The organism is Arthrobacter sp. sptzw42 (assembly GCF_059089685.1).
On sequence record NZ_JBNHEX010000022.1, the window covers coordinates 1 to 19,810 of the forward strand.

Here is a 19,810-nt window from a genome sequence, read left to right on the forward strand (position 1 = left end):
GAAACGCCCGGTCCCATTCCGAACCCGGAAGCTAAGACCCACAGCGCCGATGGTACTGCACCCGGGAGGGTGTGGGAGAGTAGGTCACCGCCGGACATAAATTACCAGTAGGGCCCTGACAAACGACGTCAGGGCCCCACTGCTTTAACCACCACACCCCGGCGAGCACCGGCACCCGGCACCACACCTCATGCCAGCCCCCGGCGACAAGGTCCGCCCCGCCGCAACTAAGGAAGCGTCGCCCGGGACGCTGCAGGAACTGCGAGAGGGTCGCCCGGAAGGCTGCAGGAACTGAGAGAGCGTTGCCCGGAAGGCTGCAGGAAGTGAGAGAGCGTCGCCGGGAAGGCTGCAGAAAACACGCCGCGCTCCAGGCGGCCCGGCGGCACCTAGAGGCGGACACGAGGTGGGACCTCGGGAAGCCCCGCAGGGTCTGCGCTTGATGCCGGGAAAGCTTCAAAACCCTCAAGAATCTGGTGATTAACCTCAAAAAGTCGCGGAAACACGGGGAATTTGCGGACCAGGACGGCCCAAGCTGGTAAGTTTTCGAACAGTGGCTTGTACGCACGCCGCGTGCAGGCTCCAGAAAATCATGACCGTCCAGGAGGACATCAATGGCTAAGAACCGTAGTGAACTTGTTTCAGAGGTAGCAGGCAAGGCCGGCACCAGCCAGGCAGCCGTCAACTCCGTCCTCGACGCACTGTTCGAGGTTTTCGAGACTTCCGTTGCCGCCGGCGAGAAGATCACCATTCCGGGCTGGCTCGCCGTCGAGCGCACTGACCGCGCAGCACGCACGGGCCGCAACCCGCAGACCGGTGAGACCATCCAGATCGCCGCCGGCCACAGCGTCAAGCTGACCGCCGGCTCCAAGCTGAAGGCTGCGGTCTCCAACAAGAAGTAGAGCTTCTTCCTCCCGGGATCACACCGGGGTGGACCAGGGGCGGCAACCACCGGTTGCCGCCCCTTTTGGGCTTCTAAGCCGATTCGCGGCCCGGGCAAGGGTAGCGGACAATGGATAAGTGCCTTCTGCCGCAAAACCCCAAACCACAGCAACCCAGACAGCTCCCGATAGGGGAGCCTCTGGGCAAGCCGGCGGCGCCCTCGGCGTCTCAAAGGCGTGGCAGCTGGCAGGACTGGCGGCACTCTTCCTCGGACTTGTCGCGGCACTCGTCTTTTCCGGCGCGGCCGCTGCCCGTGAGGTCTCAGATCCAGGCGCCCTGGTCCGCTGGGGCCTGCCCGTCAGCAAGGCCGTCCACAACGCGGCGGTGGCTACGGCCATCGGCGGCCTCATCTTCGCCGTAGGCATCCTGCCCAGGAGCCTGGGGCTCCGCAGCCGGGAGCGTGCGGCAGACGCAGGAGACGCAGAGCATCCCGCCTTCACCCGCGCCCTTGCAGTTGCAGCCGTTGCCGGCGCCGTCTGGACCTTGTCCGCCATTGCCGTCCTGGTGCTTACCTATTCCGATGTAGCCGGCCAGGGCATTTCAGGCGACGCCGAATTCACCCAGGCGCTGGTCTACTTCATGACCGACATTGAGACGGGGCGGGCCTGGCTAGCCGTCACCATCATTGCCGCCGTGGTGACCACTGCCCTGTTCGGCGTCCGGTCCCTGGGCGGGCTGGCCCTGACCCTGATCCTGGCACTCATCGGTCTGGTGCCCACGGCCCTGATCGGGCACTCCTCGAGTTCCTCCGACCACGAAGGAGCCATCAACTCCCTTGGCCTTCACCTGGTGGGTGTCAGTACCTGGGTGGGTGGCATCATCATGCTGGCGCTCCTTTCCGGAATCCTGACCGGTCCCAAAGCGGGCGCTGCGGGCGACATTACCGAGGCGACACTTAGAAGGTTCTCCTCGCTGGCGGGCTTCGCCTTCGTGCTGGTCTTCGCCTCCGGTGTCATCAATGCAAGCATTCGGATTACCAATTGGGGTGACCTCTTCGGCTCCTCTTACGGCCAGCTGATCCTGGCCAAGTCCGCCGCGACGCTGGTACTGGGTGGAGTGGGCCTTATGCACCGCCAATGGGTGATTCCGCAGCTGAGCCGCAAGGGCTCCACCATGTCCTCGCGGAGGGTCCTCTGGCAGCTGGTCCTGGCTGAATTCCTGGTCATGGGGGCCACTTCCGGTGTGGCCGTGGCCCTGGGCCGATCTGCCCCTCCGCAGTCCACCACGTATGCACCCGACGCCTCACCCGCTTTCATCCTCACCGGCTACGAACTTCCGCCGGAGCTGACGCCTGTCCGCTGGCTCACAGAGTGGCGGCTGGACTGGCTGTGGATAGCAGTGGCGTTGTTCGGGCTGGTTTCCTACTTCATGGGCGTAGCCAGGATCAACGGCCGGGGCGACAGGTGGCAGTGGTTCCGGTCCGTGAACTGGGTGATCGGCCTGCTGGTGCTCACCTATATCACCTCGGGCCCGCCGTCGGTCTACGGCCGTGTCCTGTTTTCCGCGCACATGGTGGACCATATGGCACTCACCATGGTGGCCCCCATCTTCCTGGTCCTCGGCGCCCCCGTGACCCTCGCCCTGCGCGCCCTGCCTCCCCGCGGAGACGGTTCGCGCGGCCCCAGGGAATGGCTGCTGGTGTTCGTGCACTCCAAGTTCTCGCAGGTGGTCACGCACCCGCTTTTCGCGGCCGCCAACTTCGCCGGTTCAATCGTGCTGTTCTACTACTCCGACCTGTTCGGGTTCGCAATGCGTGAGCACGTGGGCCACGAACTGATGATCGTGCACTTCCTGCTCACCGGGTACATCTTCGTCCTGAGCATGATTGGCTCCGACCCGCTGCCGCGCCGGGCGCCGTACCCCATGCGGTTGCTGCTGCTCCTGGCCACCATGGGCTTCCACGCCTTCTTCGGCGTGGCCATTATGGGCGGAACCAACCTGCTGGCCGCCGACTATTTCGGCAACCTCGGCCGTGCCTGGGGGCAGTCGGCGCTGCTGGACCAGCAGACCGGCGGCGCCGTGGCTTGGGGCATCGGCGAAGTGCCCACCCTTCTGGTGGCCATCGGCGTGGCCATCATGTGGTCCCGGTCCGACCAGCGGGAGACCAAACGCGTGGACCGGGCGGCGGACAGGAATAACGACGCCGATCTCACCGCTTACAACGATATGTTTGCCAAATTGGCTGAACGCGACGCCAAGCTGGCTGAACGAAACAAGCTGGAAGGACGCTCATGAGCGAAACCGTACGCACCCACCTCCGGGTCCGGGCCTCCGAACTGGTGGGCCGTAACTGGTTGAACACCGGCGGCAAGTCGCTGGACCTCGAAGCCCTTCGCGGCAAAATCGTACTGCTGGACTTCTGGACCTTCTGCTGCATCAACTGCCTTCACGTCCTGGACGAGCTGCGGCCGCTGGAGGAACAGTACTCCGACGTCCTGGTCACGGTGGGTGTCCACTCGCCCAAATTCGAGCACGAGGCGGACCCCGTGGCGCTGGCCGCGGCCGTCGAACGTTACGAGATCCACCACCCCGTCCTGGACGATCCCGAGCTGGATACCTGGAAGGCCTACACGGCGCGGGCCTGGCCCACCCTGGTGGTCATCGACCCCGAGGGCTACATCGTTGCGCACCTCTCCGGTGAAGGCCACGCCGACGGACTCGCGGTCCTGATCCCCGAGCTCATTGCCGAACACGAGGCCAAGGGGACGCTGCACCGCGGCTCCGGCCCCTACGTGGCCCCTGAGCCCACCTCCGGCACGCTCCGCTTCCCCGGCAAGGCGCTCTTCCTGCCCGCCGGGCGCGGTTCGGCTGAGTCGCGGGAAACGTCCGACGGCGGTGCCGCGGCAGGCGCCGCAGTGCAGGGTTCCTGGCTGGTCACCGACACAGGCCATCACCGCCTGGTTGAACTGGGCACCGACTTCCACACCGTTCTGGGCACCTACGGCTCCGGCACCAAAGGCTTTGCTGACGGACCCGCCGCCGGCGACACTGCCACGGCCCAGTTCAACGAGCCCCAGGGCCTGGTCCTGTTGCCTGAAGACGTGGCCGCCAAGGCAGGTTACGACGTCGTAATTGCAGACTCCGTGAACCACAGGCTCCGCGGCCTTTCGCTCGAGGACGGGAAGGTGACCACCCTCGCCGGCAACGGCATCCAGCGCCTGCTCGAAACCGGCCCTGCCCGCGTGGACGAGGATGCCGCCGGATTCACCGGCCGGCTCAGCGAACACCCGCTGGAGGTCTCCCTGAGCTCGCCATGGGACCTGGTCTGGTCCAGCAAGCTTAACGCCGTGGTGATCGCCATGGCCGGAACGCACCAGATCTTCAGCTTCGACCCGCTGACCGGTGCCGTGGCCATCGCCGCCGGCAATGGCCTGGAAGGCCTGCTGGACGGCCCGGCCCACGAGGCCTGGTTCGCCCAGCCCTCCGGCCTGGCCGAGGACGCGGCCGGCAACATCTGGGTTGCCGACTCCGAGACGTCCGCCCTCCGCAAGCTCGTTATCGACGACGACGGCGCCATCACCGTGGAGTCCGCTGTCGGCAAGGGCCTGTTCGACTTCGGCTTCCGGGACGGTGCTGCCGTTGAAGCCCGGCTCCAGCATCCGCTCGGCGTCACGGTGCTGCCGGACGGTTCAGTGGCCATCGCCGATACCTATAACGGCGCCGTCCGCCGCTACGACCCCGCTGCGGGAACGGTCACCACGCTGGCGCGCGGACTGCTCGAGCCCTCGGACGTCATTGTGGACCACACGCAGTCGGCAGGTTCCGAGCCGCTGCTGGTGGTGGTGGAGGCAAACCAGCACCAGCTGGTGTACGTCCCCATCCCTAAGGAAGCCCAGCAGGTGGATGAGGGCGCGTCCCAGACCCATCGGCCCAAGAGCCCTGTTGCACCCGGTTCGCTGGAGCTGACGGTCCGTTTCACCGCCCCCACCGGGCAGAAGCTGGATGACCGCTGGGGCGATCCCACGCAACTGAAAATTTCTTCCACTCCGCCCGAGCTTCTGGTGTCCGGCGGAGGAACGTCCGTGGGGCTGCTCCGGACCCTTGAGCTGTCCGCAGACGTGCCCGAAGGCGTCCTGCACATCACCGCCCGTGCCGCGGCCTGTGACGGTCCGGAAACGGAGGACGGCGAGATCCCTGACCATGCAGCCTGCCACCTTTACCAGCAGGACTGGGGCATCCCTGTACTGCTGCAAAGCGACGGGGACACCGAGCTGGTGCTGGACCTGCGCGGCATGGACTGACGCGCCGCCGTCGTAGAGAAAAAGATAGGCTGCCGCCAGTGACACACCCGTCACAGGCGGCAGCCTTATGACGTCCGGCACGTAGCGGCTGGCCGCTTCAGAGCCTGGCCTAGAAGCTGAGCAGCGGCGTGACCTTGATAGTGTCCCCGGCGACGTCCAGGCGGGTAGTGAAGCTGAAGTCCACTTCCTCATCCAGCGGGTACCAGGCGCCGGTGAACAGGTTCTGCTGGAGCGCCTCCACCTTGGCCTTGCCGTCAAGGGGCGCCACAACCCAGCGCCCGTCAAAGGGCTCGATGGCCACGTTGGGATATTCGGTCACGGTCCATTTGATGCTGCCGTCCTGGACCCGGTTGTTGCTGGCGTAGTAGAAGGGGCAGTCGGGCTGGAGCTTTTGCTCCTGGACGGCCTGGGCCGCGCAGCCGTCCAGGAATTCCCGAACCTTGGCCGCCACGTCCGTCTTCAGGCCGTCAGTGGCCTGCGTCAGCAGGTTCAGTGGCGCCACCGGGACGTCACGGGCGGTTACGGTGGCACGGGTTGGGGGCGCAGAGAAGTATTCGCCGTTCACCGTGGCCTCGTATTCGCCGGGGTAGAAAACGGCGAAGGAGTTCCGGCCGTTGGGCATGTTGACGTCCACGCCGTTCACGGTGGCCTCGCTTGAATTGACCACCGTGACATCAACGGTGGGCAGCCGGGACGGAACAAAGGCCCAGTTGTTGAAAAAGATCCAGTCGGTTCCAGCCTTCTGCAGCGCGAACTCCGTGCGCAGCCGGCTGCCGTCGATGGTGTATTCCATCGGCACCATCACCTGGCCGCCCGGGCGCTCCTCGGCGTCTCCGATGTTGACGTTCGTAAAGCGGGACGTGGCGGTCTGCAGGGCAGTGCCGTCGAGCATGGCAGCGTTGCTGGGCGGCACTGTTGCCCGGAGGAGTCCCAGCGCCTTGCCGCCGTCGCCGCTCTGCAGCGCGTCCAGATACTCCCGGACCGGCTGCTGGGGGCTGGCCACGGTGTTGTTCACGAGGTTGACGGCAACGATAGCGGCGGCCACAGCAAGCATGAGGCCCAGCAGCCATCCGGCTGCTATCCTCACCAACGCTTGACTCATCTGCACGTTCCATACGTTACCTGCCCTGCGCCCGACGGCGGCAGTTGAGTCAGCGCACTGCGGCGCCTGGTCAGCGGCGGCGCCGGGACGACGTGCCGAACACGCCGCGGAGCAGTTCGCGGCCCAGCTGGGTTCCCATGGACCGGGCCATGCTCTTCAGCCCGCCGCCCAGGGCCCCGCCAAGGATGCCCCCGAGGTCACCCATCCCTCCATCCTCCGGCTCCTGGCGGGTGGTCCGCGGTGCTTCAATGCGGGTGCGCCTTTGCCCGGTGCGAGCGGGCCTGCTGCTTGGCCGGCCCAGAATTTCCTCTTCAATCCGCCGTGCCTCGGCGTCGACGTCGTAACCGTTGGGGGTTTCGCTGCCCGGGCCGCCATTACGCTCACCGCCACCGCCGGGAACAGGCGGTTGGCCCTCGGCGGCGGGGCCGGTGGCAGCGGCAGCTTTGCCCGACAGCTTCTCGTAGGCGGAGGGGTTGTCCACCGCTGTTCCATACTTGCCCAGCAGCGCTGATCCGGCCACGGTGCTGCGGACCAGGGCCTCCTCGCTTGGCCCCATCACGGATTCCGGGGCGCGCAGCCGGGTAAGGGCCACGGGCGTGGGTGCGCCGTTCTCGTTCATCACGGTGACCACCGCCTCACCGATTCCGGCCGACGTGAGCGTCTCTTCGAGGTTGTAGTCGCTCATGGGGAACGTGGATACAGTCGCTTTGAGCGCCTTCGCATCCTCCGGAGTGAACGCGCGGAGGGCATGCTGCACCCGGTTGGCGAGCTGGCCGAGGACTTCGGCCGGCACGTCTTTGGGGGTCTGGGTGACGAAGAAAATCCCGACGCCCTTGGAACGGATGAGCCGCACAGTGGTGGTGATGGCCTCAAGAAATGCCTTGGAAGCGTCGTTGAAGAGCAGATGCGCCTCGTCAAGGAAGAACACCAGTTTGGGTTTGTCCAGGTCGCCGGCCTCGGGCAGGTCCTCGAACAGGTCGGCCAGCAGCCACATCAGGAAGGTGGAAAACAGCATGGGCTTGGTCTGCAGGGCGGGCAGTTCCAGGCATGTCACCACTCCACGACCGTCCGGGGCAGTCCGCAGCAGCTCAGCGGTATCGAACTCCGGTTCACCGAAGAACCTCTCCAGCCCCTGGGCCTCGAGGCTCACCAGCTCGCGGAGGATCACGCCCGCGGTCGCCTTGGACAACCCGCCCAGCTCCGCGAGCTGGTCCTTGCCCTCGGCGGAAGTCAGGAATTGGATGACCGCGCGGAGATCCTTCAGGTCAATGAGCTCCAGGCCGTTTTTATCGGCAAAATAGAACACGAGCTGCAGGCTGGATTCCTGCGTGTCGTTCAGCTCCATGATCCGCGAGAGCAGGATGGGGCCAAACGACGTGACAGTGGCCCTGACCGGGACGCCGTTGCCTTCCCCGCCCAATGCCAGGAACTCGACGGGGAACGTCCTGCCCTGCCACGCCTGGCCGATGCCTTCGGTCCGGGCAAGGAGTTTTTCGCTTTCGGCGGCTGCAGTGGCCAGGCCGGAGAGATCGCCCTTGATATCAGCCAGGAAGACCGGAACACCGGCGGCGGAGAGCTGTTCGGCCATCATGTGCAGCGTGACGGTTTTGCCGGTGCCGGTGGCTCCTGTCACCAGGCCGTGCCGGTTCATCATTGCCAGCGGCAGGCGTACCTGCGCCTCCTTGTGGACTTCACCGTCCACGATCGCTGCCCCCAGTTCGATGGCGGGCCCGTCCAGCGTGTACCCCTTCTGAATGGTGGCAAGCTTCTCTGCTGTGGTTTTGTTGGCCATGCCGCTAGCTTAGCGGCGGCCACGCCCGGCACGTGGGGTGCGAAACGTCAGTTCGGCGGAAGCTTTGACAGCTCTTTGGTGAACGCCAGGAACTTCAGCGTCTCCGGGTCGGCGTCCAGGTCGAACTGGGGCTGGTAGCCGGTGGTGAGGTACAGGTGCTTTGCCTCCGGCTGGCGGGGACCGGTAGTGAGGTAGAGCCTGGTGTACCCGCGGCGGACGGCCAGGGTTTCCAGCTCGGCCATCACCAGTTTTGCCAGTCCGCGGCGGCGGTGGCCCGAGTGGGTCCAGATCCGTTTGAGCTCGGCGGTGTTGGCGTCGTAGCGGCGGAAGGCGCCGCCCGCGATGGATTCGCCGTTTTCCTGGACCACCAGGAGCGCACCGCCCGGTCCCTCGAATTCATCAGCCGGGTAGCGGTTCAGTTCCTCCGCCGCCGCGCTCCTGCCGAAAAGGTCCCCATAGCGGGTGTCGTATTCGACGGCGAGTTCGTCCAGCAGTGGCCGGACGCGCGGATCGTGCATGGGGAGATTGAGGACTGTCAGCGCGGCCGCGTCCAGTGGCCGGCGGACAGCACCAAGGGGCTGGCGGTCAGCATCGGCTGGCTGGGAGGCAGCACCAAGGGGCTGGCGGACGAGGCCGGTTTCTGCGGTCACGGTTCAGTTCTTTCCGACGGCGGCTGGTTCTGTGGAGATCACGGCGGAGGTCCGTGCGGCGGTGCCACGGACGGCAGTGAGAATGTTCCGGGCCAAAGCATCATTTTCGCGGAACGGCGCGGCGTTGGTGCCGGGACGGGCAAAGGCACCCGCGCCCCACCCGGAGGTGCCGGGGCCCACACCGAAAAGCGTAGGCTGCGGCGTCCCCTCAGCGCTCACCAGTTCGTGCCGGCTGGAGATGAGCAGCTTGCCTGTGGAGTGGATCCCGTCGGCGGTCAGCAGCTGCTGTTCCGCGCCGAGGCCTGTCCGGTGCAAGGAACCGAGTACCGGGTTGAGTGAGCGGGCCACGGTGGGGGAGGGGAGGCGGGCTTCGATTAATGCCTTCGCCGCAACGAAGGTCCCGGACCGTGGAGAGCCGGCATGGAACAGGCCAGTGGATTCCTCCGCTTCCACTTGGAGGTCCGGGCCGAGGAACCGCAGGAGCCCGGCGCGGTGCAGTGCCAGCATCTGGCGGAGGCGGTGGGGCGGCGGTCCGGAATCCACGAAGCTGAAGAACCCGTGCCACCAGCCGTGGACCACCTGCTGGGAGCGGGCGTTGAGCCGTTCCGGCGGAACCACCCGCCCCACTTCCATGTACACGTGCAGCAATGCCAGGAAAAGGGCGAGGGTTTCCGGGTGGTCGGGGCTGTCCCGGAGGGCGAGATCATGCTCGATGTACTCCACCACCGCGTCCTGCACGTCCTGGTGCCCGGCGAAGCGGCGGCCGGTGAAGGGCCGGTCCAGCCGCTCGAGGTCGAGGTGGAGGGCGGAGTCAGGTATGGCTGCAGCCACAAGTTCTTCATGGGCGGGGCTGTACCAGTCCAGGTCCGAGTAGCGGGCCGCGAACTCTTCCCAGGCCATGGTGGCCAGGCCGGGGTTGCCGGTTAGCAGTTCCCGGTAGTAGCCGTAGCCGGCCTCCTTGGCGATCAGGGGCCACAGGTCCCGGCGGAAATCGAGCTCCCCTCGCCGTTCCAGCAGGGCAGCCACCGCCGCAGCGGTCAGGAAGAGCAGCGGCCCGGGCGCGTCCCCCCGGAGCGTTGCGGAAATTTTGGAGTGGTACGGCACTCCCCGCCGCGAACCTGCCCACAGCTTCGGTTCCCTGCCCGACGCACGGTACTGCAGACCGCCGTCGGGAGTTTTAACGAACCGTCCACCGCGGCCCTCTATTAGAAGGACCAGGAGGTCGACGAAGGCAAGGCCCATGCCGGATACGATGACGTCCTGCCCCGGAGCGATGGGGGAATAGTCGACGTCGGTGGTGTAACTGGGTGCCGCATGAAAGCCGCCGTGCCGCCGGGCGAAGTCGGCCCAGGCCTCGGAGGCGGCATCGGGACGGGAATCGGTGTGGCCCAGCGCGGTGACCACTATGTCGGCCTGCAGCGTCCGGCCATTCGCCAGTTCGACGAGGTGCTTGCCCGTGGCCACGGTGCCGGGGGCGGGATCGGCGGGGGAAGCTTTGTAGCCTATTCGCCTGACCGCTACAGCCGTGGTCCGGTGGACTGTGACGTCCCGGCCGAGGGACCTGGCTGCGCGGCGGAAGAACCACTCCAGGTACTGGCTTTGCAGCTGGCGGGTGGGGAACGAGGCGCCGGTGAGGGACCGGAGCTGCTCCCGCAGGGTCTGCGGAAAGTCCGGAACATCGGTGATGGACCCGTCCACCACGCCCGCCGCCCATTCGGCCAGGCTTGGTCCTGGGCCGGCCGGCCCTTCGCAGGCTACGGACGCGTCCGTGAACATGGTGATATCCGCCGCGGTGGAATTCAGCAAGAGGCCCGGATGCTGGTCGTAGCGCCAGATACGGCCGGAACCGGGCACATGCGGCTCCACGACGTGTATCTCCATCGCGTCACTGAAGAGCTCCGGACGGTTTGCGGCCAACCGTTCAAGGACGCCGGCCGTGCGGGGTCCGCCGCCCACGAAGACGACGGCCGGGATGTGCGCTGGCATGGGTGCTCCTGTGGCGGCAGTAGGGGTGGCTGGAGTGCCATGCTAGGCAGCGTTTCCGACGGCGGTCGAGCAGCCGGTCACGCCCGTTAACTGCGCGTCACATCCCGTCAAAAGAGGCAAAAAACCGACGCATGACGCTGTGCGAACTCCGGTGAAGTTATGCAACCTGCCGCCTTGCTGCCTGCTTCGGGCCAGACCTAGATTTGCAGCCAGCAACCGGGGCAACCAGCTCCGGCCCAACCATGGAAGCGGGGTGGCGCATGAGTTCAGCAGCAACGAAGGTGGCGCAGTCAGCACAGCCGGCAGAGTCAGCACAGCAGGCTGCCGGGCCGGCGCCGGATGCCATTGCTGCAGCGCCGGCTGCTTCCGGGGCGGGCGGGGTCCCGCCGGAAGCCGGGGCGCCCCGGGTGGCCACCGACTATTCGGCGTACCGGGTGGTGGCCGCCAAGCATCCGTGGCGCTGGGTGGGCACCGCCGTGGTGGCCCTGGGTGTCCTCGCGGTGGCCTGGTCCCTTGCCACCAACCCCCGCTGGGAGTGGGGTGTAGTAGCGCAGTGGTTCACCGCCCAGTCCGTCATCAGCGGGCTGATCGAGACACTGAAGCTGACCGCGATCTCCGGCGTCCTCGGCTTCGTGCTGGGCTTCATCCTGGCGCTGATGCGGCTGTCCGCCTCGCCGCTGCTGGTCTCCGTGTCCTGGACGTTCTCATGGATCTTCCGGTCCACCCCGCTTCTGGTCCAGATGCTGCTCTGGTACAACCTGGGCTACCTGTACGAAAAGATCAGCCTGGGCATCCCCTTCACCGACGTCCGGTTCTTTGAGGTGCAGACCACCACGCTGATCAGCCAGTTCGCGGCAGCAGTGCTGGGTTTGACCCTGAACCAGGCAGCGTACTCCGCCGAAATCATCCGCGGCGGCATCCTCTCCGTGGACCAGGGCCAGCTGGAAGCCGCTGCCGCCCTGGGCATCCCGGCCTGGCGAAGGTCCACGCGCATTGTCCTGCCCCAGGCCATGCGGGCCATCCTGCCTACCGCATTCAACGAGATCATCGGCCTGGTCAAGGGCACCTCCATCGTGTACGTCCTGGCCTACTCCGAGCTGTTCTACACCGTGCAGGTTATTTACAACCGCACCCAGCAGGTCCTCCCGCTGCTGCTGGTGGCAACCCTCTGGTACGTGGTGATCACGTCCGTGCTCAGCGTTTTCCAGTACTACATCGAACGGCACTACTCCAAGGGCGCTGTGCGCAACCTGCCGCTGACGCCCCTGCAGAAGGCCCGCAAATTCTTCGCCACCCACGCCGTGGCCAACAACCGGGCAAGGAGCCTTTGATGACCACCGCTGCAACCGCCGACGCCACCCGAGGCCTGGTGGAAATCACCCAAGTCCGTAAATCCTTTGGCGCCACCGAGGTCCTCAAGGGCGTCTGCCTCACCGTTGAGCCGGGCGGTGTCGCCGTGATCGTGGGTCCTTCCGGATCGGGCAAGTCCACGCTGTTGCGCACCATCAACCACCTGGAAAAGGTGGACGGCGGCTTCATCTCCATCGACGGCAGGCTGGTGGGCTACGAGTTCCGAGGGCAGCGGCTGCTTGAGCTGCACGAGAAGGAGATCCTGAAACAGCGCACCGAAATTGGCATGGTGTTCCAGAACTTCAACCTGTTCCCGCACCTCACCGCACTCGAAAACGTGGCCGAAGCACCCGTCGTGGCGCAAGGACGTACAAAGGAAGAGGCGCAGCGGCGCGGTCTGGAGCTGCTGGACCGGGTGGGGCTCAAGGACCGCGCCGGCGCCTACCCCCGCCAGCTCTCCGGCGGCCAGCAGCAGCGGGTGGCCATCGCCCGGGCCCTTGCCCTGGACCCCAAAATCCTGCTGTTTGACGAACCCACCTCCGCCCTGGACCCGGAGCTGGTCAACGAAGTGCTGGATGTCATCCGTGAACTCGCGAAATCCGGCACCACCCTGATCATCGTCACGCACGAAATGGGCTTTGCCCGCGACGTAGCGGACACCGTGGTGTTCATGGACGAGGGGCAGATCGTGGAACAGGGCAGCCCGGAACAAATTTTCACCAACCCGCAGGAACCGCGCACCCGCAGCTTCTTCTCCAAAGTGCTCGAACCGGCTTTCAACATCTAAAGGACTTCCCCATGTCACTTGCCACACACCCTTCCCGCCGCTTCGGCCGTGCCGGCACCCTGGCCGCACTGCCCGCCGTCGTACTTCTTGGAACTGCTGCGCTCGCCGGGTGCGCTGATCCCGGCGCATCAGCCGCAGGTTCCGCCGGCGGCGGGGCCGAAACGACGACGGCCCGCAACGGCGTGGTCTACAACACCGCTCCTGACCAACAGCGCATCCGCGCAGAGAAGGACGCGGCGCTCGCCGCCAAAGTTCCCGAACTGATCGGCAAGGACGGCAAGCTGACCATCGCCACCACTGCCGGGTCCATCCCGCTGTCCTTCCATGCAACGGATGACAAGACTCCGATCGGTTCCGAGCTGGACATCGCGCAGCTCGTGGCGGACAAGCTGGGCCTGGAACTCGATGTCCAGGTCACGTCCTGGGAAAACTGGCCGCTGAAGACGCAGTCCGGCGACTTCGAGGCCGTGTTCTCCAACGTGGGCGTCAACAAGGACCGGGTGAAGCTGTTCGATTTCGCCTCCTACCGTGCCGCCTTCATGGGCTTTGAAGCGAAAAAGTCGGCCACCTATGACGTCAAGGGGGCGGACGACATTTCCGGACTGAAGGTATCGGTGGGGTCCGGAACGAACCAGGAGAAGATCCTGCTCGCATGGAACAAGGAGCTTGAAGGCAAAGGCAAGCCCCCGGCCACCTTGCAGTACTACTCCTCGGACGCCGACACCATCCTGGCGCTGTCCTCCGGACGCACCGATCTGAACATCGCACCCTGCCCGTCCACCGTGTACCGGCAAAACACCCGGGATGACCTGAAGGTGGTGGGCAAAGTCAACGCCGGCTGGCCGTCCGAAACCCTCGTGGCTGCCACCACGCTCAGGGGCAACGGCCTGGCGCCGGTGGTCACCGAGGCACTGAACTCCGCGATCGAGGATGGGTCCTATGGCAAAGTGCTCGAGCGCTGGGGCCTTTCCGAAGAAGCGCTCCCCGAGTCCAAAACCATCAACGAAGAAAACTTTTCGGCCAGCCAGACAGGACAAGGCAAATGACCACTTCCGCCGGCACCCTTGAGTCCTTCACCACTGACTGGGCGGAGTGGCACGCCGCCCATGAACGCCACCGCGCCCACCCCCATGGCTTCCTCGCCGTCACACACCTGCACTGGCTGGGCTCCGAGCCTGCCGACCTGGACGGTGTACCCGGAACCTGGAGCGCCGCCAACGACGTTGTTACGGTGGTCTTGGAGCCCGGCGAGCTCCTGGAACTGGAACGGCAACCCCTGCCGGCAGGGGAAACGGTCATTGGCCCCATCGCCGAGCGCGGCGGCCTGAACCTCACGTCCGGGGACTCTGTCATCGAGCTGGCCAAGCGCGGCGGTGAGTACATTGTGCGCCCCAGGAACCCGGAGAACGCTTTGCTGCGCGGGTACCAGGGCACACCCGTGTACACGCCCACCCCGGACTTCGCGGTCCCCGGGACGTTCGTTCCCTTCGAGGCTCCCCGCCCCACCACGGTGGGTGCCGCCGTCGAAGGCATCCAGCACGTTTACGAGGCGCCCGGCGAGATCCGCTTCAAGCTGGCAGGCCAGGAGCTGACACTGACGGCCTTCAACGGACACACGCCCGGTTCGCTCCTGGTGCTGTTCACTGACCAGACCTCCGGCAGGACCACCTATGCCGCCAACCGTTCACTGTCGGTGGCCCCTGCGGCAGATGGGTCAGTAGAGCTGGACTTCAACCGGGCTGTCAACCTGCCCTGCGCCTACACCGACCTCGCTACCTGCCCACTCCCGCCTGCCGAAAACCGGCTGCCGGTGGCCATCGAAGCCGGCGAAAAGACCCCCTACGAACGTCAGGACCAGCTGTGAGCACAACAGAAGGAAACGCCACCCACGTGGGACGTGCCGGGTTCCTGGCGATCGAGCTGGACAGCGCCGGCTGGAACGGCGGGGACTTCGCGAGCCTCGCCGAGGCGGTGCTGGCCGCAGAATCGGCAGGCTTCCACGTGGCCACGTTCGCCGACGAACCGGCGCCGGGCCGCACCAACGCCCTGCAACGCGCCGCCTACGCCGGGCCCGTCACCCGGACCATCGCCCTGGTTCCCGAGGTGGACACCGTCTACACCGAGCCGTTCCACGTCTCCACCCAGCTCGCCACCCTTGACTACGTCTCCGGCGGACGTGCCGGGTGGATCGCCACCGCTGCCGAATCACCGGAAGCGGCCGCCGCCGTTGGACGCAGCAACGTCAGCGGTGCCGCCCTTGCCCAGGAAGCCGCCGCGTCAATTGAGGTGTCCCGCCGTTTGTGGGACTCCTGGGAAGACGACGCCGTCATCCGCGATGTTGAGACCGGCCGCTACATCGACGTGGACAAACTCCACTACGCAGATTTTGAAACGCCGGCGGAGTTTGCCGGCCGTGCCTACTCGGTCAAGGGCCCGTCCATCATTCCCAGGCCGCTCCAGGGCCAGCTGCCGGTGCTCGCTGCGGCGTCGCTCGTAGGCGGGGGGCAGGTCCCGGCGGACTCCGTTGACGCCGTGCTGGTCACAGCGCCGACACCCGAACTGCTCACCGCAGAAATCCGGGACCTCCGAAGCCGGCTGGGAGCATCGGTGGCAGTGATTGCCGGGCTCGACGTCGTCCTCGAGTCCCGGGGGCAGGCAGCTGCCGGGCGCGCACCGGTCAGTAACAGCGGCCGCGCACGCTTCGCCGGCAATGCCGCCGGCCTGACGGACCTTCTTGAGCAGCTTCTTAAGGAGGCCGACGGCGTCCGCCTCCACCCGGCGTCGCTCGCCATCGAACTGGACGAGCTTTCACGGCTGGTTCTGCCGGAACTAAGGCGCCGCGGGGCGCTGCGGCCCCCGGTTCAGGACGGCACCTTCCGCGACCTGCTGGGATTAGCGCGCCCGGACAGGCGTTTTGCAAAATCGTCCGCGGCCGCTGCCGCCGGGAACTAAGGGGAAGACCATGACACAGCACAGCAGTGCTAAATCCGGAACATTTACGCCGTCCGGCAGGATCCAGTTCGGCGTCTTCTTCCAGGGCGTCAACTCCGGCACCGTCTGGAAGGCGCCGGAATCCGGCTCGCAGACCGACTTCGAATCGTTCCGCCGGATTGCGCAAACAGCCGAGCGCGGACTGTTTGCTGCGTTCTTCCTGGGGGAGGGGCTCCGCCTGCGCGAACACCTGGGCCGGCCGCACGCCCTGGATGTTGTGGGCCGGCCGGATGCCCAGACCATGCTTGCCGCCCTGGCATCGGTCACCAGGAACATCGGCCTGGTGGCCACCCAGAACACCACGTACAACGATCCGGCGGACCTGGCGCACCGGCTCTCATCCCTGGACCTGATCTCCGGTGGCCGGGCCGCCTGGAACATCGTGACCACGGACAACGCCTGGACCGGTGCCAACTTCCGGCGCGGGGGCTACCTGGACCACGCCGACCGGTACAAACACGCGGAAGCATTCGTGGAGACGGCCAAACGGATCTGGGATTCGTGGGAAACCGCACAGGGGCCCGCCCGCCGGGTCCTTCACGAAGGCCCGCACTACACCGTGGATGTGACACCCCGGCTGCCGCGAAGCGCACAGTACCGGCCCGTGCTGTTCCAGGCAGGTGATTCGGCGGAAGGCCGCGATTTCGCTGCCCGCCAGGCGGACGTCATCTTTTCGGCCCACCCGAAGTTCGAAGCCGCGGTCGAGTTCCGCAAGGACCTCGTGGCCCGTTCACTGAAGGCGGGCCGCGGTGCCAATGCCGTGCAGATTATGCCGGCCAGTGAATTCATCCTGGCACCCACGGCTGAAGAGGCTTTGGAGAAGAAGGAATGGGTGCGCAGCCTGCAGATCGGCCCTCAGCAGGCAGTGGCCTACCTGGAACAGTTCTGGGGCCGCGAGCTGTCCGAATGTGATCCTGACGGGCCGCTTCCGGAGATCGATCCGGTGGTGGAGGAAACCTCCGAAACCCGCGGCAGCGGTTTCCACGGCGCCAAGGCCCGCCAGCTGGCGGACCAGTGGCGGGCAGAGGCCAAGGACAAGGGCCTCTCCATCCGGCAGTTCGTCACGTCCAGGACGGCACGGGTCGACGCCACCTTCACGGGTTCGTACTCCGCGGTGGCGGACCAGTTGGCCGAGTACGCGCGGGTGGGCGCGGTGGACGGCTTCAACATTTCGCCGTGGCTGATTCCCACCGGCCTGGACGACGTCGTGAACCACCTGGTGCCGGAACTGCAGGCACGCGGCGTCTACCCCACGGAGTACAAAGGCAGCACCCTGCGGGAGAACCTGGGGCTCGAGGCCCCGGTCCGTTCGGCCACTGAAAATGCTGCCGCGGTGGGCGTCTGATGGACCCGGCTGGTTTTATGGGAAGGGCCGGCGAAGACGCTGGGGAGAGCGCCGTCGTCGACCCTTCGCCGGGGAGTATCAGGTTGCAGTTGACGGTTTGGGAACAGCGGCTCTAGGATGCTTAGGCCTCCGCCGCATGAGTTCAGCCAGAGCCTCCTGGCGGGGCGAAGGGGACCCCTGCTCCGCGCGGCACAGCCTTCAGGCTCACATCGGAAATACCGTGGTCCCGCCGGCCCCGGCCTCCAACTGGTCTTGGCCGCCGTCGGCAGGAGTCCATCCCAGGGCAGGGCCCAATTTGCCGGCGATGTCGGTGAGGATCTGGACGTAATCTTCCTGGTCAAAGCTAAAGGGCAGTGCGAATGCCACCTCGTCGACTTCCTGGAACCCGGCGTGCGCGTACAGTTGCTCGGCAATTTCTTCGCTGGTGCCGATGAGGTCCGGTGCAAACAGCATGCCTTTTGGCCCCTGCGGTGTCCGGGTGCGGGGAGTGCGTTCATCGACGTACCTCTGGTACTTTGCCCGCTGGCCGGCTGATGCCGAATCGGTGGGGATCACCACCAGGCCCTGCGACACGCGGGCCGGTCCATGGGCTTGCGCAGACGCTGCGGCCTCCCGGTAGGCACGGATCTGCGATTGCTGAATGTTGGCAAAGTCCGGTTCCTGGTCCGGTTCGGGGAAGATCACGCTGCTGGAGAGCAGGTTAAAGCCGTTTGCCCCCGCCCAGACGGCCGACTTCCTGCTGCCCGCCCCATACCAAAGCCGGTCCCGGAGTCCGGGAGAGTGGGGCTCGACGCGGTTGGAAAATTCCTCCACCACGCCCTGCCGGCCGGAAAAGTCCCGCACGGGCTGCCCTGCCACCAAGCGTGCAAGCCGCTCCACGCGCGAGTAGCTGAAGTCCTCCAGCTCCGAGGAATGCGGGTACAACTCGTGCTTCACGGTGGCGTAGTGCATAGGTTCACCTACACTCAGCCCCGGATTGATTCGTCCCCCTGAAAGCAGATCCACGGTGGCCAGATCCTCGGCAAGCCGCAATGGGTTTTCCCAGCCCAGCGGCGTAACAGCGGTTCCAAGCTCAATGCGGGAAGTGCGCTGGCTGGCGGCTGCCATCACCGCAATCGGGGAGGAAATTCCGAACTGCAGGTGGCGGTGGCGCAGCCAGGCGCTGTCGAATCCAAGCCGCTCACCCAGTTCGATAATCTCCAGCGTGGACTGGTGGCCGGGTGCGGGATCAGCCGGATCGAACAGGCCAATCGTGAGGAATCCAAGCTTGCGCAGGGGACGTGTGGGCTGGGGCATGGGACTCCTTCAGCGTTGGGGTGTGGCTGCTTCCCAGAATAGGCGCCCGGACCTGCCGGTCCTCCTGACGAATGGCGGGAAAGCAAAAGTGACGAGTCCCCGCCTCGCTGAAGCAAGGCGGGGACTCACTCATCGGCAGGGTGTTACGTCTTGGGCAGCCCTGCCGGGTTCAGTTCGGACTTCTGGATGGCTTCCGAAGACAATCCCCAGCGCTCCAGGATCCTGGCGTAGGTGCCGTTCTCAATCAGCTCGTTCAGGGCAGCCTGGGCAGCGACAGCCAGGCCGTTGTCCTTTTTGGTGGTGAAGGCAATCTCGGCCGTCAACGGCCAGCCGCCGTTGAGCGTGCCCACCTGCTTGCTCTTGCCGTCCTGGGCGGCCTTGTAGGCAGCACCGGCGTTGGGGCCGAACGTGAGGTCTGCGCGGCCGGACTGAAGGGCCAGCGTGGAGGCGGAGTCGTCGTCGTAATACTGGAACTCCACCGGCTTCAGGCCGTTCTTTTTGTTCTCCTCGTCCCAGCGCACCAGGATGGCTTCCTGGTTGGTGCCGGAGCCCACGATGATGCGCTTGCCGGCCACGTCCTTGGCTTCCTTGATCTCGCCGATGTCCGAATCGCTCTTGGCGTAGAAGCCCAGAAGATCGTTGCGGTAGGTGGCGAAGTCGAACTTCTCTTTACGGGCTTCGGTAACGGTCACGTTGGAGAGCACGGCCTCGTACTTGCCGGATTCGACGCCCAGCGGCCAGTCGGCCCACGCCACCGGAAGGGCCTCGACCTCCAGCCCCAGTGTCTCGCCCACTGCGTAGGCGATGTCCACTTCACTGCCGATGAGCGTTTTGTTGTCAGTGGCAAAAAGGCTCAACGGTGCCGTGCCGCCGGTGCTCACCACAGTGAGCTTGCCGTCGGCCTTGATGGCCTCGGGGACCAGCGCGGCGGCAGCGGGGTCAACCTCCACCTTGAAACGGTCCTGCTCGGGGGACAGGTTGAAAGACTTCCCCGCCGCCGTGGCGGAGGACGACGACGGTGCTGTCGCCGCCGTCACGCCGGGGTCTGCGCAGGCAGCGAGCCCCAGCAACGCGGTGATGGTGACGGCTGCAACGGTAGCGTGTTTCGCCTTTTTGATGGCCATTTTTCCTCCTTGGAGGTACGTGGTGGATGCAACGGACTGTGCTCGTTGCAGCCACTATCCGTCAGCCCGCGCAGGGGAATCAAAGGGCTTCGCAACCCGGAGATACAGGAAGTGAACTGAAGGATGCGGTTCCGGGTGGCCCGCGCCATTCCTGCCGTTGCCGCGTCCAGCGGATCCAGCCCGTGGGCCTGCCGGGCGGGCACACGG

At 65.9% G+C, this 19,810-nt stretch carries 15 protein-coding genes and 1 rRNA gene; 10 read left to right on the forward strand and 6 right to left on the reverse strand.

Features of this window, described 5'->3' with window-relative positions; genetic code table 11:
* The 4 genes from rrf to AC5RT4_RS17515 all read left to right on the forward strand — a co-directional run.
* A 5S ribosomal RNA gene (gene rrf / locus AC5RT4_RS17500) occupies positions 1-96 on the forward strand; the annotation flags it as partial.
* 515 nt (positions 97-611) lie between these two features.
* On the forward strand, positions 612-899 hold the full coding sequence (locus tag AC5RT4_RS17505) for an HU family DNA-binding protein (protein ID WP_104045996.1): 288 nt from the start codon (positions 612-614) through the stop codon (positions 897-899).
* A gap of 118 nt (positions 900-1,017) precedes the next feature.
* Entirely contained in the window at positions 1,018-3,174 is a 2,157-nt protein-coding gene (locus AC5RT4_RS17510) for a bifunctional copper resistance protein CopD/cytochrome c oxidase assembly protein (protein ID WP_494106587.1), read from the forward strand.
* Positions 3,171-5,180, forward strand: a complete 2,010-nt coding sequence (locus AC5RT4_RS17515) for an NHL domain-containing thioredoxin family protein (protein WP_494106588.1) — start codon at positions 3,171-3,173, stop codon at positions 5,178-5,180. The genes AC5RT4_RS17510 and AC5RT4_RS17515 overlap by 4 nt, the downstream gene beginning before the upstream one ends.
* A gap of 109 nt (positions 5,181-5,289) precedes the next feature.
* On the opposite strand, the gene AC5RT4_RS17520 is transcribed toward AC5RT4_RS17515, so the two are convergent.
* The 4 genes from AC5RT4_RS17520 to AC5RT4_RS17535 form a co-directional block, all read right to left on the reverse strand.
* Complete coding sequence (locus tag AC5RT4_RS17520; protein WP_494106589.1) at positions 5,290-6,282, reverse strand: hypothetical protein; 993 nt, start codon at positions 6,280-6,282, stop codon at positions 5,290-5,292.
* A 70-nt stretch (positions 6,283-6,352) separates the two neighbouring features.
* Positions 6,353-8,074 (reverse strand): helicase HerA-like domain-containing protein, encoded by a 1,722-nt coding sequence (locus tag AC5RT4_RS17525; RefSeq protein WP_494106590.1) that lies wholly within the window; start codon positions 8,072-8,074, stop codon positions 6,353-6,355.
* A gap of 47 nt (positions 8,075-8,121) precedes the next feature.
* Positions 8,122-8,592: a GNAT family N-acetyltransferase gene (locus tag AC5RT4_RS17530; protein ID WP_494042477.1), complete on the reverse strand. Its 471-nt coding sequence runs from the start codon at positions 8,590-8,592 to the stop codon at positions 8,122-8,124.
* A gap of 135 nt (positions 8,593-8,727) precedes the next feature.
* The gene (locus AC5RT4_RS17535; protein WP_494106591.1) at positions 8,728-10,710 is read right to left on the reverse strand and encodes an FAD/NAD(P)-binding protein; all 1,983 of its coding nucleotides are present in this window, start codon (positions 10,708-10,710) and stop codon (positions 8,728-8,730) included.
* Between the two features lie 260 nt (positions 10,711-10,970).
* Between AC5RT4_RS17535 and AC5RT4_RS17540 the strand changes: the two genes are divergently transcribed.
* From AC5RT4_RS17540 to AC5RT4_RS17565, 6 genes are read left to right on the forward strand one after another with little or no spacing between them, the layout of a single operon-like run.
* Positions 10,971-12,041, forward strand: a complete 1,071-nt coding sequence (locus AC5RT4_RS17540) for an amino acid ABC transporter permease (protein WP_494042409.1) — start codon at positions 10,971-10,973, stop codon at positions 12,039-12,041.
* Positions 12,041-12,847, forward strand: a complete 807-nt coding sequence (locus AC5RT4_RS17545; RefSeq protein ID WP_494106592.1) for an amino acid ABC transporter ATP-binding protein — start codon at positions 12,041-12,043, stop codon at positions 12,845-12,847. The genes AC5RT4_RS17540 and AC5RT4_RS17545 overlap by 1 nt, the downstream gene beginning before the upstream one ends.
* An 11-nt stretch (positions 12,848-12,858) precedes the next feature.
* Complete coding sequence (locus AC5RT4_RS17550) at positions 12,859-13,893, forward strand: transporter substrate-binding domain-containing protein (protein WP_494106593.1); 1,035 nt, start codon at positions 12,859-12,861, stop codon at positions 13,891-13,893.
* Entirely contained in the window at positions 13,890-14,711 is an 822-nt protein-coding gene (locus AC5RT4_RS17555; protein WP_494106594.1) for a DUF1684 domain-containing protein, read from the forward strand. Before AC5RT4_RS17550 ends, AC5RT4_RS17555 begins: the two co-directional genes overlap by 4 nt.
* Positions 14,708-15,799: an LLM class flavin-dependent oxidoreductase gene (locus tag AC5RT4_RS17560; protein ID WP_494106595.1), complete on the forward strand. Its 1,092-nt coding sequence runs from the start codon at positions 14,708-14,710 to the stop codon at positions 15,797-15,799. The genes AC5RT4_RS17555 and AC5RT4_RS17560 overlap by 4 nt, the downstream gene beginning before the upstream one ends.
* Positions 15,800-15,809: 10 nt before the next feature.
* Positions 15,810-17,183: an NtaA/DmoA family FMN-dependent monooxygenase gene (locus tag AC5RT4_RS17565; protein WP_494106596.1), complete on the forward strand. Its 1,374-nt coding sequence runs from the start codon at positions 15,810-15,812 to the stop codon at positions 17,181-17,183.
* Positions 17,184-17,387: 204 nt separating this feature from the next.
* On the opposite strand, the gene AC5RT4_RS17570 is transcribed toward AC5RT4_RS17565, so the two are convergent.
* Together AC5RT4_RS17570 and AC5RT4_RS17575 are read right to left on the reverse strand one after the other, a co-directional pair.
* Complete coding sequence (locus AC5RT4_RS17570; protein ID WP_494106597.1) at positions 17,388-18,479, reverse strand: LLM class flavin-dependent oxidoreductase; 1,092 nt, start codon at positions 18,477-18,479, stop codon at positions 17,388-17,390.
* Positions 18,480-18,622: 143 nt separating this feature from the next.
* Entirely contained in the window at positions 18,623-19,603 is a 981-nt protein-coding gene (locus AC5RT4_RS17575; RefSeq protein ID WP_494106598.1) for an ABC transporter substrate-binding protein, read from the reverse strand.
* Positions 19,604-19,810: the final 207 nt, after the last annotated feature.

Excerpts from the sequence above, each read along its gene's own strand:
- AC5RT4_RS17505 (WP_104045996.1), top strand. The coding sequence starts at position 612 with ATGGCTAAGAACCGTAGTGAACTTGTTTCAGAGGTAGCAGGCAAGGCC.
- AC5RT4_RS17515 (WP_494106588.1), top strand. The coding sequence starts at position 3,171 with ATGAGCGAAACCGTACGCACCCACCTCCGGGTCCGGGCCTCCGAACTG.
- AC5RT4_RS17520 (WP_494106589.1), bottom strand. The coding sequence starts at position 6,282 with ATGAGTCAAGCGTTGGTGAGGATAGCAGCCGGATGGCTGCTGGGCCTC.
- AC5RT4_RS17525 (WP_494106590.1), bottom strand. The coding sequence starts at position 8,074 with ATGGCCAACAAAACCACAGCAGAGAAGCTTGCCACCATTCAGAAGGGG.
- AC5RT4_RS17530 (WP_494042477.1), bottom strand. The coding sequence starts at position 8,592 with ATGCACGATCCGCGCGTCCGGCCACTGCTGGACGAACTCGCCGTCGAA.
- AC5RT4_RS17535 (WP_494106591.1), bottom strand. The coding sequence starts at position 10,710 with ATGCCAGCGCACATCCCGGCCGTCGTCTTCGTGGGCGGCGGACCCCGC.
- AC5RT4_RS17540 (WP_494042409.1), top strand. The coding sequence starts at position 10,971 with ATGAGTTCAGCAGCAACGAAGGTGGCGCAGTCAGCACAGCCGGCAGAG.
- AC5RT4_RS17545 (WP_494106592.1), top strand. The coding sequence starts at position 12,041 with ATGACCACCGCTGCAACCGCCGACGCCACCCGAGGCCTGGTGGAAATC.
- AC5RT4_RS17550 (WP_494106593.1), top strand. The coding sequence starts at position 12,859 with ATGTCACTTGCCACACACCCTTCCCGCCGCTTCGGCCGTGCCGGCACC.
- AC5RT4_RS17555 (WP_494106594.1), top strand. The coding sequence starts at position 13,890 with ATGACCACTTCCGCCGGCACCCTTGAGTCCTTCACCACTGACTGGGCG.
- AC5RT4_RS17565 (WP_494106596.1), top strand. The coding sequence starts at position 15,810 with ATGACACAGCACAGCAGTGCTAAATCCGGAACATTTACGCCGTCCGGC.
- AC5RT4_RS17570 (WP_494106597.1), bottom strand. The coding sequence starts at position 18,479 with ATGCCCCAGCCCACACGTCCCCTGCGCAAGCTTGGATTCCTCACGATT.
- AC5RT4_RS17575 (WP_494106598.1), bottom strand. The coding sequence starts at position 19,603 with ATGGCCATCAAAAAGGCGAAACACGCTACCGTTGCAGCCGTCACCATC.